This window comes from Mesorhizobium sp. M0207, assembly GCF_040321995.1.
In the GTDB taxonomy this organism is placed as follows: domain Bacteria; phylum Pseudomonadota; class Alphaproteobacteria; order Rhizobiales; family Rhizobiaceae; genus Mesorhizobium.
Genome location: NZ_JAMYSQ010000019.1, coordinates 25,722 through 40,930, shown reverse-complemented (window position 1 = coordinate 40,930; position 15,209 = coordinate 25,722). Strand labels below are relative to the sequence as shown.

General features: G+C 62.9%; 12 protein-coding genes. 5 read left to right on the top strand and 7 right to left on the bottom strand.

Annotated features, from left to right (window positions below; all coding sequences use genetic code 11):
• Positions 1 to 177: 177 nt before the first annotated feature.
• Together NKJ15_RS23040 and NKJ15_RS23035 are read left to right on the top strand one after the other, a co-directional pair.
• Complete coding sequence (locus NKJ15_RS23040; RefSeq protein WP_352540731.1) at positions 178 to 1,344, top strand: acetyl-CoA acetyltransferase; 1,167 nt, start codon at positions 178 to 180, stop codon at positions 1,342 to 1,344.
• Between the two features lie 26 nt (positions 1,345 to 1,370).
• Entirely contained in the window at positions 1,371 to 2,375 is a 1,005-nt protein-coding gene (locus NKJ15_RS23035; protein WP_352614917.1) for an asparaginase, read from the top strand.
• Here the strand turns inward: NKJ15_RS23035 and NKJ15_RS23030 are convergent.
• Together NKJ15_RS23030 and NKJ15_RS23025 are read right to left on the bottom strand one after the other, a co-directional pair.
• Complete coding sequence (locus NKJ15_RS23030) at positions 2,368 to 3,744, bottom strand: TIGR03808 family TAT-translocated repetitive protein (RefSeq protein WP_352817734.1); 1,377 nt, start codon at positions 3,742 to 3,744, stop codon at positions 2,368 to 2,370. The two genes, NKJ15_RS23035 and NKJ15_RS23030, sit on opposite strands and share 8 nt — an antisense overlap.
• Before the next feature lie 92 nt (positions 3,745 to 3,836).
• Positions 3,837 to 4,358, bottom strand: a complete 522-nt coding sequence (locus NKJ15_RS23025; RefSeq protein WP_352614919.1) for a TetR/AcrR family transcriptional regulator — start codon at positions 4,356 to 4,358, stop codon at positions 3,837 to 3,839.
• Positions 4,359 to 4,582: 224 nt separating this feature from the next.
• On the opposite strand from NKJ15_RS23025, the gene NKJ15_RS23020 reads away from it, so the two are divergent.
• Together NKJ15_RS23020 and NKJ15_RS23015 are read left to right on the top strand one after the other, a co-directional pair.
• Complete coding sequence (locus NKJ15_RS23020) at positions 4,583 to 5,461, top strand: class I SAM-dependent methyltransferase (RefSeq protein WP_352540732.1); 879 nt, start codon at positions 4,583 to 4,585, stop codon at positions 5,459 to 5,461.
• 142 nt (positions 5,462 to 5,603) lie between these two features.
• Positions 5,604 to 6,077 carry a GreA/GreB family elongation factor gene (locus NKJ15_RS23015; protein ID WP_352490814.1) on the top strand — a complete coding sequence of 158 codons (474 nt, stop codon included), beginning with the start codon at positions 5,604 to 5,606 and terminating at the stop codon, positions 6,075 to 6,077.
• Here the strand turns inward: NKJ15_RS23015 and NKJ15_RS23010 are convergent.
• From NKJ15_RS23010 to NKJ15_RS22995, 4 genes are all read right to left on the bottom strand, one after another.
• Complete coding sequence (locus NKJ15_RS23010) at positions 6,074 to 6,463, bottom strand: type II toxin-antitoxin system death-on-curing family toxin (protein WP_352683826.1); 390 nt, start codon at positions 6,461 to 6,463, stop codon at positions 6,074 to 6,076. The genes NKJ15_RS23015 and NKJ15_RS23010 overlap by 4 nt on opposite strands.
• A complete protein-coding gene (locus NKJ15_RS23005; RefSeq protein WP_352470978.1) occupies positions 6,460 to 6,681 on the bottom strand; it encodes an AbrB/MazE/SpoVT family DNA-binding domain-containing protein in 222 nt (73 codons plus the stop codon). Before NKJ15_RS23005 ends, NKJ15_RS23010 begins: the two co-directional genes overlap by 4 nt.
• Before the next feature lie 73 nt (positions 6,682 to 6,754).
• Positions 6,755 to 8,878, bottom strand: coding sequence for a methylmalonyl-CoA mutase (gene scpA / locus NKJ15_RS23000; protein WP_352540734.1), 2,124 nt, complete (start codon positions 8,876 to 8,878; stop codon positions 6,755 to 6,757).
• Positions 8,875 to 10,317, bottom strand: coding sequence for a methylmalonyl-CoA mutase subunit beta (locus NKJ15_RS22995; RefSeq protein WP_352817729.1), 1,443 nt, complete (start codon positions 10,315 to 10,317; stop codon positions 8,875 to 8,877). The genes scpA and NKJ15_RS22995 overlap by 4 nt, the downstream gene beginning before the upstream one ends.
• Positions 10,318 to 10,594: 277 nt before the next feature.
• Between NKJ15_RS22995 and NKJ15_RS22990 the strand changes: the two genes are divergently transcribed.
• Entirely contained in the window at positions 10,595 to 12,127 is a 1,533-nt protein-coding gene (locus NKJ15_RS22990; RefSeq protein WP_352817728.1) for a helicase HerA-like C-terminal domain-containing protein, read from the top strand.
• 154 nt (positions 12,128 to 12,281) lie between these two features.
• Here NKJ15_RS22990 and NKJ15_RS22985 read toward each other — a convergent pair whose 3' ends face one another.
• On the bottom strand, positions 12,282 to 15,143 hold the full coding sequence (locus NKJ15_RS22985) for an ATP-binding protein (RefSeq protein ID WP_352470982.1): 2,862 nt from the start codon (positions 15,141 to 15,143) through the stop codon (positions 12,282 to 12,284).
• Positions 15,144 to 15,209: the final 66 nt, after the last annotated feature.

Here is a 15,209-nt window from a genome sequence, read left to right as displayed (position 1 = left end):
CAACAAAAATCCGGCCTGATTTGCTGGCAAAAGCCAGGCACTATGACCAGATGATCAAGATCAAGCGATTGTGCGGTTCTGGCCCCTTCACGAAGCCGGCGGAACGGTTCATGCTTGAACAATGCTGAGGCGCGCTGCAAGTATCGCGTAGCCCGGGTCCACAGGATGGAGATCGCCATGACAGCATGCATCGTCGGTTGGGCGCATTCGCGCTTCGGCAAGCTCGAAGGCGAGACGCTGGAGGGCCTGATCACCAAGGTGGCAGTCGAGGCGCTCGATCATGCCGGCATCGGTCCGGATGACGTCGACGAGATCGTGCTCGGCCACTTCAACGCCGGGTTTTCCGCCCAGGATTTCACCGCGAGCCTGGTCCTCCAGGCAGACGACCGGCTGCGCTTCAAGCCTGCGACCCGCGTCGAGAACGCCTGCGCCACCGGCTCGGCGGCGGTCAGGCAAGGCATCCGCGCCATCGACGCCAATGCCGCCCGTATCGTGCTGGTGGTCGGCGCCGAGCAGATGACGACGACGCCCGGTCCCGAGATCGGCAAGAACCTGCTCAAGGCCTCGTATCTGCCGGAGGACGGCAACACGCCGGCAGGTTTCGCCGGCGTCTTCGGCAAGATCGCCCAAGCCTATTTCCAGCGCTACGGCGACCAGTCGGATGCGCTGGCGATGATCGCCGCCAAAAACCACAAGAACGGCGTCGACAATCCCTACGCGCAGATGCGCAAGGATTTCGGCTACGAGTTCTGCCGGCAGGAAAGCGAAAAAAACCCCTTCGTCGCCGGTCCGCTGAAGCGCACAGACTGCTCGCTGGTGTCGGACGGTGCCGCCGCGCTTGTCCTTGCCGACACGGCCACGGCGCTGAAGATGCGCCGCGCCGTCGCCTTCCGCGCCAACGAGCATGTGCAGGATTTCCTGCCGATGTCGAAGCGCGACATTCTCGCCTTCGAAGGCTGCGAGCAGGCCTGGAACCAGGCGCTGAAGCAGGCGGGCGTGACGCTCGGCGACCTGTCCTTCGTCGAGACGCATGACTGTTTCACCATCGCCGAACTGATCGAGTATGAGGCGATGGGCCTGGCAAAGCCGGGCGAGGGCGCCAAGCTGGCCCTGGATGGCGAGACGGCGAAAAATGGAAGGCTGCCGGTCAATCCGTCCGGTGGACTGAAGGCCAAGGGCCACCCGATCGGTGCCACCGGCGTATCGATGCATGTGCTGAGCGCCATGCAGCTTGTCGGCGAGGCGGGCGGCATCCAGGTGCCGGGAGCAAAACTCGGCGGCATCTTCAACATGGGCGGTGCCGCGGTCGCCAACTACGTTTCCATTCTCGACCGGATCAGATAAACCCGCCCGCATTCGCGGGAGGTGACATGGCAAATCCGGTTCTGGTCGAAGTCTTGCGCGGCGCAATCGTCGAGAGTGCTCATCGCGGCGCTGTTGCCGTCTTCGACGCCGACGGCAAGCCTGTCTGGGAGATCGGCGACACGGCACAACCGGTGTTCCCGCGTTCGGCGGTCAAGGCGATCCAGGCGCTGCCGCTGGTCGAGAGCGGCGCTGCCGATGCCTACGGCTTCGGTGATCGGGAGCTGGCGCTGGCCTGCGCCTCGCATTCCGGCGAGCCGCCACATGTCGAGCTGGCGCGCGCCATGCTGGCGAAGGCCGGCTTGGACGAGACGGCACTCGAATGCGGCGCGCATTGGCCTTCGAGCCATGGAGCGACCCTGGCACTTGCCCGCGCCGGCAGCGTGCCGAACGCGCTGCACAACAATTGTTCCGGCAAGCACTCGGGCTTTCTCTGCACCTGCGTTCACAGCGGCATCGCCCATCGTGGTTACGTCAAGGCTGGCCACGCCTCGCAGGAGATGGTGCGCGAAGCGATGCAGGCGGTGACCGGTGCTGCCCATGACGCCGATCACCGCGGCACCGACGGCTGCTCGATTCCGACCTATGCCGTGCCCCTGCGCAGCTTTGCCCTTGGCTTTGCCCGCATGGCGACAGGTGCCGGGTTCGAGCCGATGCGCGCCCGGGCGGCGAAGCGGCTGCTTTCCGCCTGCATGGCCGAGCCGTTTTTCGTCGCCGGCACGGGCAGGTCCGATGTCGCGATGATGGAGGCCGCGCCGGGCCGGATTTTCGTCAAGGGAGGCGCCGAAGGTGTTTTTTGTGCAACCCTTCCGGAGCTTGGCCTTGGCATCGCGCTGAAGTGCGACGATGGCGCCGGCCGCGCCGCTGAAGTGATGGTCGCGGCCGTGCTGGCTAAGCTGCTGCACGCCGACCAGGCGCTCGCTGCGAAACTGACCGAACAGGCAAATCCGCCTATCGAGAGCCGGATCGGTGCCAGAGTCGGTGCGCTCCGGCCGACGGCCACCCTCAACTGACGTGGTTGCGCTCGACGGTCAAATGCGCGTAGCCGGCATTGCCTGATGCGGCGAGGTCACCGGTCACTCGCTCGGCCCAGCGTTGGCCGACGATCGCGCCGTTCTGGACTCGGTCGATGACATTGTCGGAGATGATTGCCGTTCCGGCACCTTCAACCACGCTGACGGCGATGCCGGTTCCGGCCTTGCGGACGATGTTTCCCGTGGCGACCACATTGCGCATGAACGGTCCCCAGCCGATCTGCATGCCGTAGAGCGGCGCATTCTCGATGACGTTGCCGGAAACGGTGGTGTCGGCCTCGACGCTGATGCCGACGCCGAAGCCGGGCGCGTCGGCAGGGTAGGGGCCGCTGGTCGACAGATTGCGGACGATGTTGCCGGAGCACACGCCCATGCGGCCGCCCTCATTGAAATTGACGATCGAAATACCGTTCGCGGCGCCATCGACGATGTTGTTGCCGATGACGGCGCCTTCGAACGAGAATTCGGAATACACGGCCGTCTCGCCCGAACGCGAGCAGGTGTTGCCGGTGATCTGCAAATTGCTGGAACTGTTGGCGCGGATCGCCGAGAACGCGCAGTCCGAGACAATATTGCCGGAGATGATGACGTTGCCGGCGCGGAACGCATTGATGCCGTTGCCGTTCTGGCCGGTTCCGCCGCTGCGCGCCTGGATGCGCTCGATCCGGTTGCCGCTGACGATGGTGCCGTCTTCAGCCGCCTGCCAGCGGTGCACGAGAATGCCGCCATTGGCGCAGTCGGAGACGCTATTGCCTGATATTTCCAGGCCATCGGCCTCGACCGAATAGATGCCGGCATCGGCCGCACCGGAAATCTCCAAGCGCTCGATGCGGCCCGAGGCGTGCTCGAGCGCCAGACCGTTCTTGCCGCTGCCGGTAAGCTGGCAATTGTCGACGACCAGATGGGCGATGCGGCGCAGATCGAGCAGGCCTTGCGTGTAGTCGCCCATCCAGCGTTTGCGGCCATCGAACACCAGCCCACTGAGTTCGATGTGCTCGGCCCGTTCGGCCATGATGAGATGGCCATTGCCGCCATAGACGATCCGCGATGCGCCCGGCACGCCGGACAGGCGCACGCGGCCGGGCAGCGACAGGTTGGAAACGATATAGATCCCCGGCGGCAGGAACACCGGCATGTCGCGGTCGTGCGCGTCGCGCAGCAGCTTGGTGAAAGCCTTGCTCTGATCGTCAAGCGCACCGGGCCGGACGCCGAGCTCGGTCGCGTTGATCGCGCCACGCATCGCGGCTTTCTCGATGCTTGGCAGGTTTTTCGCCGCTGCCTTGCCGAGCGAAAGCCCCATGACGGCAAAGCCGGCGGTCTGCGCAAGCAGCGTTCGTCTGTTCAACATCGGCACAGATTCCTTGCGTTCAACGGTCGCGCCGCAGGATTCGTGCCAGACTAGCCCGGTCGAACTCGTGGTGAAAATCTGACGCTTGGCCCCTATTCGATCCTCGTTGGCTCGGCGATCACCGCATTTACCCCGTTGAAGGCAAGTTGCAGGAATGTCTGGTCGATCTCCGCCGGAGACAGCTTCGTATCCCTCTCAAGCCACCAGTGCATCACTTCAAAGAACGCGCCAACGATGAAGCGTGTGGCGATCTCAAGTCTGACTCCGCCTTGATCACCTTGGATATTCGGCAATTCATTGCGAACCTGCCTGCTTATCCAGCCGCGGATCTCTTCTGGCATTTCGCGCTTTTTCCCGCCCATCAGCGCACGGTGCATCTCCCGCATGGCATGAGCATGCTCGAACACCGGACCGCTGAAGGAAAAGCCCTTGGCGTTTCGCTGCGAATGGCGTTCGGCACCGTGTGCCTGCAGGGTCTTCAGATGGTCGTCGATCGTTGCTTTCCTCAAGCGGTCCTTGTCGGGATAGTGTGTGTAGAAAGTCGAGCGGCCGACATCGGCTTCCCTGCAGATATCCTCGACCGTGATCGCCGTATATCCCTTCTCGGCGGTCAATCTGAAAAGCGCCTGCTGCAGTCGGCTGCGGTCCTGGCGACCCGACGGTCGATCGGTCCGGCTGGCATGGGCAACATCCTTTTCCGGCCAAAGGACACCAAATCGTCCAGTATTGGGCGCGTCGGTGCGATGTGGCCAGTAAAACTGATACTGGACACACTGTCCAGTATCCTATGCTCTTGCGGAAGGCCCGGCGCGATGCCCGGCTGGCCGGAGATAAAGCAATGCACCAACGTCTTTTCGGAACAATAGTCGGAGGGCATGCGTTAGTCGCGCTCGTCAAAGTGGCCGTGGTGCTCGCGGCATTTTTCTCGTTGGGACAGGCAAATGCGGTCTTTTCCTTGGGAGTTCCCGTCCTCCTGCTTCATGCTGGTGCACTCGTCGTAGTCGCGAGCTTATTGATATGGCAAAGCGCTCACGGGCGGCTGTCCGCCAAGGACCGCAGACCGGCCGCCGGCGAGGAGAAGGCGCTGCATGTCGGCATCACGCTTCATTCCGCCGCCCTGTACGATATGCTGGCGTGGCTTCTGACCTTCGGTCGCGAACGTGCTTTTCGCGAAAGGATATTAAGCTTTGCGGAGCTGAAACCGGGAGAAGTGGTCCTGGATGTCGGGTGCGGCACCGGCACCACCGCGCTCCTTGCCAGACAAAAAGTGGCGCCGGAGGGGCGCGTGCACGGCGTCGACGCCTCCGCCGAAATGGTTGCGCGCGCGACGGCAAAGGCCCGGCGAGCCGGGCTACAAGTCGGGTTCTCGACCGCCACCGCTCAGGAACTGCCTTTCAAGGATGGGGAATTTGATGTCGTCCTCAGCACGCTGATGTTCCACCATCTTCCAAAGAAGGGCCGCGAGGATTTCGGCAGAGAAGCCTTCCGCGTCCTGAAGGCGGGCGGTCGCGTGCTTATCGTCGATTTTGCAAAACCGCCGCGCCGGAAGAGCACCTTTCGGCTCCACCGGCATGGTTACGTCGATTTGGACAAAGTTGCAGCGGATCTCGGCCGGCACGGCTTCAATATCGTTGAGCAAGGCGACGTCGGAACCAAGGGGCTCCGCTACCTAGTTGCGCAACCGGACCTTAGCCTTGCGGCCCGCGAAGCGCGATAGTGCGCCAAGTTGAGGCATTCGCATGCTCAGCTTTATACCCCAAGCAGCTGTCTAATCTCGGGTACTGAACCCAGATCTTCACCATTAGCCTCTTCATCAGCAATGGCTTGTGGAGTCGCCATTCCAAGCCTAAGTTCGTCGGATGAGCAGGGCCTTCACCCGCGAGGAAGACAGCGAAAACGCCATTGCCGGCATCGGCGAGCGGCCGATCAGCCATCACCGCAATCTGGTCACGGAACGCGGCATGGCGCTGATCGATGCCGAGGTGGCCGCTCTGCGCGACGAACTGGGCAGAGCCGAGAAGAGGGCCGACCGCGAGCGCATCGCGCTGGTGTCGCGTGATCTCCGCTACTGGACGGCGCGGCGCGAAAGCGCCGAGCTTTCGGTGCCGGAACCGGGCAGCGACATGGTTCGCTTCGGCATGGGCGTCACGCTAGAAAGCCACGACGGCAAGAAGGTGCACTGGAAGATCGTCGGCGAGGATGAGGCAAATCCCGCCAAGGGGACAATTTCCCATATGTCGCCGATGGCGATGGCGCTGTTCGGCAAGAAGGTCGGCGAAGTTGCCGTGGTCAATGGCAAGGAATGGGAGATCGTCAAGCTCTCCGACAGTTAGTCTTCGAGCTTGACGACATGATCGCGGAAGAACGCTGCGGCGCCGGCCTCGTCGATTTCGCCGGCGGCGACGCCCATGACGAATTCGTAAAGCATGCCGTCATTGGCCGACAGGGCATAACCATTCACAATCAGAAATGCGCCGGCCGCGACAATGGCGGTGCGTTTGTTGCCGTCGACAAAGGCATGATTTCTGGCAATGCCGAAGACATAGGCGGCTGCGAGTTCCTCAACCGACCGGTCTCCGTAGTTGGCCTTGTTTTCGGCGCGAGCGCCCGCCGATTCGAGGGCATTTTCATCCCTCAAGCCTTGTGCTCCGCCGTGTCGGCGCAACTGCTCCGCGTGCATGGCTTCGACTGCACGCCTCGTCAGAAGTTCCCAGCTCATTCGGCGAGCTTCTGAAGCGCGACCTTGTATTTATCCATCACCTCGCGGGCGGCTTTCATTTGCCGCTCGAAGCTGTCGTCCACCGGCCTCAGCGCAAAACCGTCACCTGTTTCAACGATTTGAAGCTGGTCGCCGGCCTTCAGGTTCAGACGATCGAGAAGTTCCCTCGGCAGGATCACGCCTTCGGAATTGCCGATCTTGCGAATGGTCGTGTTCATGGTGAGGCATCCTGTTGCAACGCTGATTATAACGCAGTGTGTTTCTTGTTACAACAGACATTATAACAAGGCGTCAGCCGGCCTGCAGCAGCCGGTCCATCAGCCGCTCCGCCGCTTCCGGGATGACCGTGCCGGGCGGGAAGATTTCAGTGGCGCCTGCCTGCCGGACTGCGTCGTAATCCTGCGGCGGGATAACGCCGCCGGCGACTATCAGCATGTCGTCGCGGCCCAACTTCTTCAGTGCAAGCTTGAGTTCGGGAATGAGCGTCAAATGGCCCGCAGCCAGCGACGAGGCGCCGACGATGTGCACGTCATGCTCGACTGCCAGTCTGGCGATCTCGTCCGGCGTCTGGAACATCGGCCCGACGGTGACGTCGAAGCCTAGGTCGGCAAAGGCGGTGGCGATCACTTTCTGGCCGCGATCATGGCCGTCTTGCCCCATCTTGGCGACCAGAATGCGCGGCTTGCCGCCGGACCTCTCCTCGAACGCGACGATCTTGTCCTGCAGCCGGTCGACCACCGGATTGTCGCCGAGCGCGTTGCGATAGACGCCGGAGATCGTCTGCACCGAGGCGACATGGCGGCCGAAAACCTTTTCCAGCGCTAGCGAAATCTCGCCGACCGTGGCGTTGGCGCGTGCGGCCCGGATGGCGAATTCCAGCAGGTTTCCGTTACTCCCGGCAGCACGGGTCAGCGCATCGAGCGCGCTCTCGACGGCGGCGACGTCGCGCGTACCTTTCAGCCGCTGCAGCTTCGACAATTGCCGTGCCCTGACCTCGGCATTGTCGATCTTCAGCACGTCGACTTCGATGTCCGTGCCGGGACGGTGGGCATTGACACCGACCACGATCTGTTCGCCGGAATCGATGCGCGCCTGGGTGCGCGCGGCAGCCTCTTCGATGCGCAGCTTCGGTAGGCCCTTTTCGATCGCCGCGGCCATGCCGCCGAGGCTCTCGACCTCCTCGATATGCGCAAGCGCACGCGCCGCCAGATCATGTGTCAGCCGTTCGACATAGGCGGAGCCGCCCCACGGGTCGATAATGCGCGTCGTGCCGGATTCCTTCTGCAGGATGAGCTGTGTGTTGCGGGCGATGCGGGCCGAATGGTCGGTCGGCAGCGCCATTGCCTCGTCGAAGGAATTGGTGTGCAGCGACTGCGTATGGCCTTGAGTGGCGGCCATCGCCTCGATCATGGTGCGGATGATGTTGTTGTAGGGATCCTGCGCCGTCAGCGACCAGCCCGAAGTCTGGCAATGGGTGCGCAGCGACAGCGAGCGCTCGTCCTTCGGCGAAAAGTTCTTCAGCATTAGGCTGGCCCACAATACGCGCGCTGCTCTCAGCTTGGCGACTTCCATGAAGAAATTCATGCCGATCGCCCAGAAGAAGGAAAGGCGCGGCGCGAAACGGTCGATGTCGAGGCCGGCCGCGACGCCGGCGCGGGCATATTCGATACCGTCTGCAATCGTGTAGGCGAGCTCGAGATCCGCCGTCGCTCCCGCCTCCTGCATGTGATAGCCGGAGATCGAGATCGAATTGAACTTCGGCATGTGCTTCGACGTGTAGGAAAAAATGTCCGACACGATCCGCATCGAAGGTTTTGGCGGATAGATGTAGGTGTTGCGCACCATGAACTCTTTCAGGATGTCGTTCTGAATGGTCCCGGTGAGGTCCTTCTGCGCAACGCCCTGTTCCTCCGCCGCGACGATATAGAGCGCCATGATCGGCAGCACCGCGCCGTTCATCGTCATCGATACCGTCATCTCGTTAAGCGGGATGCCGTCGAACAGCTGGCGCATGTCGAGAATGGAATCGATGGCGACGCCGGCCATGCCGACATCGCCGGCGACGCGCGGATGGTCGCTGTCGTAGCCGCGGTGCGTGGCGAGATCGAAGGCGACCGACAGGCCTTTCTGGCCGGCGGCAAGGTTGCGCCGGTAGAAGGCGTTGGACTCTTCGGCCGTCGAGAAGCCGGCATATTGCCGGATCGTCCAGGGTTGCTGGACATACATCGTCGGATAGGGGCCGCGCACGAAAGGCGGCAGGCCTGGATAGGTATCGAGGTGCGGCAAGCCCTTGAGATCGCCCTGGTTGTAGAGATGCTTGACGGCGATTCCTTCCGGCGTCATCCGCTGGCCTTTGATCTCGACCGGCGCCCGCCGTGGCGGCGACCAGGCGATCTGGCTGAAATCCGGGATCATGGCACGGCTCCGATCGACTGATCGATGCGGATCGGAAATAGCGGCTCGCACACCGCAACGCCTTCGGTGAAGGCAGGCCGCCGCTCCGCCGCCAGCGTCTCGACCGGACGCTCGGTCTTCGACGGGTGCAGCGTCGTGCCGACGATCGCCCGTTCGCCCGCCTGGTAGGCTGTGTTGCGGCGGGCGGAAGCTGCCTGGACGCGCCTCTGGATGTGGCCTTGCTCAAGGCTGGTCAGCACGCCGCCTTCCGCCTCGATCTGCTGGAACTCCTGCCAGGCCGCCGCGCAGAGCTCCGCAGTCAGCGCTTCGACGGCCCCCGAACCGCAAACCGGATCGGCGACGTGGTCGATATTGCTTTCATTGGCCATGATCAGTTGCGCGTTGCGGGCAACGCGGCGGGCAAAACCCGCGGGCAGGCCGTGCGCGATCGTGTGCGGCAGGATGGCGATCGAATCCGCGCCGCCGGCGGCAGCGGCAAAAGCGGCAATGGTGGTGCGCAGGATGTTGGTTTCCGGATCGGCCGCCGTCATCATCCGGAAGGATGTTTCGGCATGGATGCTGGCGGTGGAGGGCGGTATCGAGCAGGCCTCCTGGACACGCGCCCACAGCCTGCGCAACGCCCTGACCTTGGCCGTCGAAACGAACTGGTCCTGGTCGACGCTGAGCGCAAAACCGATATGCGGCGCCGCGTAGACGAGCGGCTGGCGCGCCTTCTCGAACAGCCTCAAATAGGAGACGGCCGAGGCGAGCATGGTGCCAAGCTCCTGCGCCTCGGTGGCGCCGGCATTGTGGAATACCCGCCCGTCGGCCTCCAGCAGCACGCCGGGCACACCCATCGAAAAGAAATGCGCCAGCGATTGCGGCATCGAAGCCTGCAAAGCCTCGATCGACATGCGCAGCCTGCCGGTCCCGGCAAAGATCGCCGCCGGATCGATGCCGAAGGAGAGGTTGAGCTTTGCCGGATCGGAGCGGCGCTTGGTCAAAAACGCCACCAGCCAGTCGGCCACGGCACGGCTCCAGGGATGGGCGTCGATGCGGATCTGGATGCGGTTGAGCGGCACGCCGTCGAGCACGCCCTCCAGCGCCTCCGCCGTCCTCGGCAAGCCATAGCCGAAGGCGTTCGGCGCACCCTCGAAGACAAGCGACAGTCCGGTGGCACCCTGCGCGACGTCTTCCAGCGCCTGCGCACTGGCGCGGCCTATGTCCGGATCGTCGATGCGCTGGCTGACGATCCACGGTGATCCCGGGTTGGCGCGCACGAGAGGCTCGGCGGTTACCGAACGCTCGTAGAGCGGCTCGATGCGGATGGCGTCGTCCGTATGCGAGACGAGCTTTTCCTCGAAGGACCCGCCGGCCAGCGCCTTCTCCGCCAGCGCCAGCCATCGTTGCCGGTCGACGTTCGGAAGTTCGGCATCCTGGGTCAAGGCACCGGCGCCCATCGGTTCTCCTCGTTCTAGCGGCCGCAGCGGCCGACTATGTCAGTCTACGGTCCCCGGCCCGATATCACAATGCAGCACACATGCGGTGCAACTCGCCTTCCGTGACGGTGACCGTCAACCGATTGCCAAACATGGGCAGGTTCCGCAAGCTCCAAAAGCCATTTTCGACGGTGCCCATTGTCGCTGCGCAATGGCCTCACTATACCTGCGGCAGGGCTCCCTTTTCTTCAAGGGATCAGGGCATTCAACCCTATAGGTTTGCGGAGAGACCGGACACATGGCCGACGATACCAGTATCTTCATAGGGGCCAGCCGCAAGCCGGACGACAGTTATCAGCGGCCCGAACAGCTTTTGCTGCAATATGGCAATCGTCATGGCCTGGTCACCGGCGCGACCGGCACCGGCAAGACGGTGACCCTGCAGATATTGGCCGAGGGTTTCTCAAATGCCGGCGTGCCGGTATTCTGCGCCGACATCAAGGGCGACCTGTCGGGTATCGCTATGATGGGCACAGCGCAGGATTTCCTGGTCAAGCGGGCCGAGCAGGTCAAGCTCGATCCCTATGAATTCCAGGAATTCCCGGTCATCTTCTGGGATCTGTTCGGCGAGCAGGGCCACCCGATCCGCGCCACCATCTCGGAGATGGGGCCGCTGCTTCTGTCGCGGTTGATGAACCTTTCCGAGGCGCAGGAAGGCATCATGAACATCGCCTTCCGCATCGCCGACGAGGAAGGCCTTCTGCTGCTCGATTTGAAGGACCTGCAGTCACTGCTGGCCAATATCGCCGACCGCCCCGAAGAGATCGGCGCCCGCTACGGCAATGTGACGAAGCCTTCGGTCGGCGCGATCCAGCGCACGCTGCTGGTCCTGGAGCAGCAGGGCGCTGCCAATTTCTTCGGCGAGCCGGCATTGCGGATATCCGACATCATGCGCACCACGCGCGATGGACGCGGCGCCATCAGCGTGCTCGCCGCCGACAAGCTGATGATGAATCCGCGGCTCTATGCGACGTTCCTTCTGTGGCTGATGTCGGAACTGTTCGAGGAACTGCCGGAAGTCGGCGACCCGGACAGGCCGAAGCTGGTCTTCTTCTTCGACGAGGCGCACCTTCTGTTCGACGACGCCCCGAAGGTGTTGGTCGACCGCGTCGAGCAGGTGGTCCGGCTGATCCGCTCGAAGGGCGTCGGCGTTTATTTCGTCACGCAAAATCCGCTGGATATCCCCGAAACGGTGCTGGCCCAGCTCGGCAACCGCGTGCAGCACGCACTCCGTGCCTACACGCCGCGCGAACAGAAGGCCGTCAGGACGGCGGCCGAGACGTTCAGGCCTAATCCCGACTTCGACTGCGCAACCGTGATCACGCAGCTCGGCACCGGCGAGGCGCTTGTCTCGACGCTGGAAGCCAAGGGCGTGCCGTCCATGGTGCAGCGAACGCTGATCCGCCCGCCGTCATCGCGCCTTGGCCCGATCACGCCCGACGAGCGCCGCAAGCTGATCACCGAGAGCCCGGTTGCGGGACAATACGATCAGACCATCGACCGCGAATCGGCCTTCGAGATGCTGCAGAAGAAGGCCAAGGACGCCCAGGAGGCACAGGCGCAGCAACAGGAAAGCGGCCGTTCGCGCTGGACCATTCCCGGCTTCGGCAATGACGATCCCCAGCCGACCGGCGGCCGCCGCGCGCCGCGCCCCTCCAACCGTCAGACCGTTGCGGAGGCGGCGATCAAATCCATCGTGCGCTCGGTCGGCTCGTCGGTCGGACGGGCGATCGTCCGCGGGATTTTGGGGAGCTTGTCCAGGGGCAGGTGAGGGGCATCGCACCGAAGGGCGGGCATCTGTGTTGGCAAATTCTGTCTTGCACATCAAGTGCCGGTGGCCAGATCTGAAGGACAGCGGACGGCGGCTATGCGCCCATAGCTGCCGTCGGACCGTCTGCAAAAGTGTAAACGCGTATCGGCGGTAGCTAGTTCAGCGTCGCCAACAGGCGCGCGGCAGCCTTCAAATCTTCCGTACTCGCGCCTTCTACGAAATGCTCCGCAACCGATTGCAAGAGCTCGCGAGCGCCGTCGATCTCGCCTCGCCCAGCCATCAACGTTGCCATATCAATTGCGGTTCGCAGCTCCCATGCCCGCGCGCCTTGACTCCGGCTCAACTCCAGTGCCTGCATTAGGGATGCGCCGACCTCGTCGCGATTGCGTTCCGACAGTTGTTGGAGAAGAAGGCCTCCCTTCATCCGCAGCAACTCCGGAAGGTACAATTGGTCACCGTTCTTTTCGACTTGACCAACTGAATCACCGATCAGCGCGACTGCTTCGTCGACCCGACCGATCGCGGATAGTCCTCTAACCAGCGAGAGGTTGAGCTCGGTCGTGAGCAATTCGTAAGGTGCTGCGTGGAGGTTTTGGAGAGAACTCTGGAGGCCCCCGACCCCACCTGTCGCATCCCCGTGCCGGATTGCGACTTCGCTTTTGAATCCCCGACCGACCAGCAGATAAGGGGCCATGGAATGGGACTCGGCGCGGGAAATCAGCATGTCGATGTGTGCCTCCGCGCTCTCCAGTTCCCCGGCCCACAGGAACACCGATATTCCCCAGATCAGGGCGATCGCCAGAGTCAGCGAGTGGTCCATGGCGGCGGCCTCTTCGACGGCCTGTCGAGCACGTTCCATGGCTTGGTCCGGATGGCCTTGCAGCCAAAGGTTCCTCGCCAGGATAGCCTTGGCCAGGATTTTGCCCTCGAAACCGAGATAGACCGTTGTGGTTCGCTGAGAGCGTGGCCCACGATCCAGCGCTGCCTCAAGCTCCGCGCGGGCTTCGGCCAGGTCACCACGAAGGTGAAGCGATATCCCCAGAATGGTATGCGCCAACGCAATCGCGACCGGATCCTCCAGGGTCGCGGCTATGGCTGAACAGCGTTTTGCAAACTGGAGGGCGGTCACGAAGTTGCCTGTCCGCAGGTGGAACATGTTGAGCGGACCCAGCAGGCGCACTTGATCCAACGTATCACCGCGTTCTTCGGCGATCGCCAGGCTTTTCTCCAGGGCGACGCGCGCCGCATCACGCCCTCCCCGCATGAACATCAGGGACACACCCAAGGCTGCCTGGAGATGCATCTCGTCAAGTCCGCCAAGAGCGGCATCGTCGAGAGCGAATATCGCGCGTTCTGACCAGCGATGACACTCCGGCAACAAGGACATCGCCAGGAAAACAGGCGCGGCAGCAGTGGCAAGTCCGATGCCGATATCGGCGTTTCCGCCCTCGCCGAAGCACCATTCCAGAGCGGCCCGCACATTGTTGATGGCGGCGAAGTGAGGAGCCCGCTCCTCGCCGGTCGCCAGACCTGGCCACTCGATACCTGTTTGCTCAAGCCATCTTCGATAGTAGGCGGCGTGGCGCACCGCCAGATCGGCGGCCTCGGCGTCATCTATGCTGATATCGAGGACGTAGGCGCGCGTGGTATCCAGGAGCCGATAGCGCATCATCGCTCCGAGCGGGCGCGTCGCTATGATCGACTTGGCAACAAGACTATCCATGGCATTAAGAACCGTCGATCTGTCGAGGGCAGCGCTTGTGACGACTTCCAAGACCGCATCGAGCGTGAAATGGCCAAGGAATACAGCGAGCCTGCGAAGCACTGCGCGCTCCAGGTCGGTAAGTAGCCCAAAGCTCCAATCCAGCGTGGCCTGCAGGGTCTTTTGACGCGGTGGCGCGGTCCGCGATCCCAGCCACAGCAAAGTCAGACGTTGATCGAGAAGCGCGGCGGTTTGTTGCAATCCATAAGACTCGACCCGCCGGGCCGCCAACTCGATTGCAAGCGCCACACCGTCAAGCTTTCGACAGATGCTTGCGACGATCAGGGCCTCCGCATCGCTGACATCCAAGCGCGCGCCACTTGCCACCGCGCGCTCCACGAACAGTTGAATGGCCGGGAACGTCTGGACAACCGCCGCCGTAAGCCTTGGGTCGTCTGGCGGACAGGCAAGGGCATCCAATCGGTAGATATGCTCGCCTTCGACCCGAAGCGCTTCGCGACTTGTTGCCAGAATGTGGACCTGCGACGCCGCGTCGATGATGCTTGCGGCCAGAGGCGCCACCGCATCGACGAGATGCTCGCAGGTGTCGAGGATCAAAAGCATCCGCTTGTTGCGCAGGTAGGCGATCAGACTGGGCGTCGCGTCACTCGATTGAACCGACAGCCCAAGCATGGAGGCGACGGCTGTCGTCACCAGGTCGGGATCGCCGAGCATTCCCAGGTCGACGAACAGCACAGCGCCCGCGAAGCCGTCAATGAGGTGATGTCCGACCGCGATCGCGACGGTGGTTTTGCCGACGCCGCCCGCGCCAACGATTGTGACGAAGCGCGACGCATTCAGTCGAGCCGACAGCTGAAGAACGTCGTCGTCCCGGCCAACCATTCGGCCCAAGCGGCTCGGAAGATTCGCGTGCGGAAAACTGGCGGCAGCTGCAGGCTCTTCATCGCGCGGACCGCCGATCTGCGAGACGGGCGCGATGAAGCAATAACCCCGCCCTGGTAGTGTCGCGATGTATCGTGCGCCGTCCTTTCCGTCACCCAGCGCCTTGCGGAGCCTGGTCATGTGAAACCGCAGGCTGCCTTCCTCGACTACGACATCGGGCCAAACCCGCGACATCAGATCCTTTTTGCCGACGATTTCATTCGGCGTGGAGATCAGGGCAATGAGAATGTCCAGTGCACGCGAGCCCAGCGCCAAGGGAGCGCCGTCTTTTGTGACGAGCCTTTCGCGCGCAACCAGATGGAAAGGACCGAACGACAGTCCGTCCTTGGCCTGACCTGCCACTATCGTCATGGCGCTTCTCTCGGAGCCGCCCGCCACCAAGCCGATAGTCTAAGTCAAGTACAACACCTGCACCAT

Coding starts and splice junctions, on each gene's coding strand:
- scpA (WP_352540734.1), bottom strand. CDS start 8,878: ATGATCCCGGATTTCAGCCAGATCGCCTGGTCGCCGCCACGGCGGGCG.
- NKJ15_RS23040 (WP_352540731.1), top strand. CDS start 178: ATGACAGCATGCATCGTCGGTTGGGCGCATTCGCGCTTCGGCAAGCTC.
- NKJ15_RS22990 (WP_352817728.1), top strand. CDS start 10,595: ATGGCCGACGATACCAGTATCTTCATAGGGGCCAGCCGCAAGCCGGAC.
- NKJ15_RS23005 (WP_352470978.1), bottom strand. CDS start 6,681: ATGAACACGACCATTCGCAAGATCGGCAATTCCGAAGGCGTGATCCTG.
- NKJ15_RS22985 (WP_352470982.1), bottom strand. CDS start 15,143: ATGACGATAGTGGCAGGTCAGGCCAAGGACGGACTGTCGTTCGGTCCT.
- NKJ15_RS22995 (WP_352817729.1), bottom strand. CDS start 10,317: ATGGGCGCCGGTGCCTTGACCCAGGATGCCGAACTTCCGAACGTCGAC.
- NKJ15_RS23030 (WP_352817734.1), bottom strand. CDS start 3,744: ATGTTGAACAGACGAACGCTGCTTGCGCAGACCGCCGGCTTTGCCGTC.
- NKJ15_RS23010 (WP_352683826.1), bottom strand. CDS start 6,463: ATGAGCTGGGAACTTCTGACGAGGCGTGCAGTCGAAGCCATGCACGCG.
- NKJ15_RS23015 (WP_352490814.1), top strand. CDS start 5,604: ATGAGCAGGGCCTTCACCCGCGAGGAAGACAGCGAAAACGCCATTGCC.
- NKJ15_RS23020 (WP_352540732.1), top strand. CDS start 4,583: ATGCACCAACGTCTTTTCGGAACAATAGTCGGAGGGCATGCGTTAGTC.
- NKJ15_RS23035 (WP_352614917.1), top strand. CDS start 1,371: ATGGCAAATCCGGTTCTGGTCGAAGTCTTGCGCGGCGCAATCGTCGAG.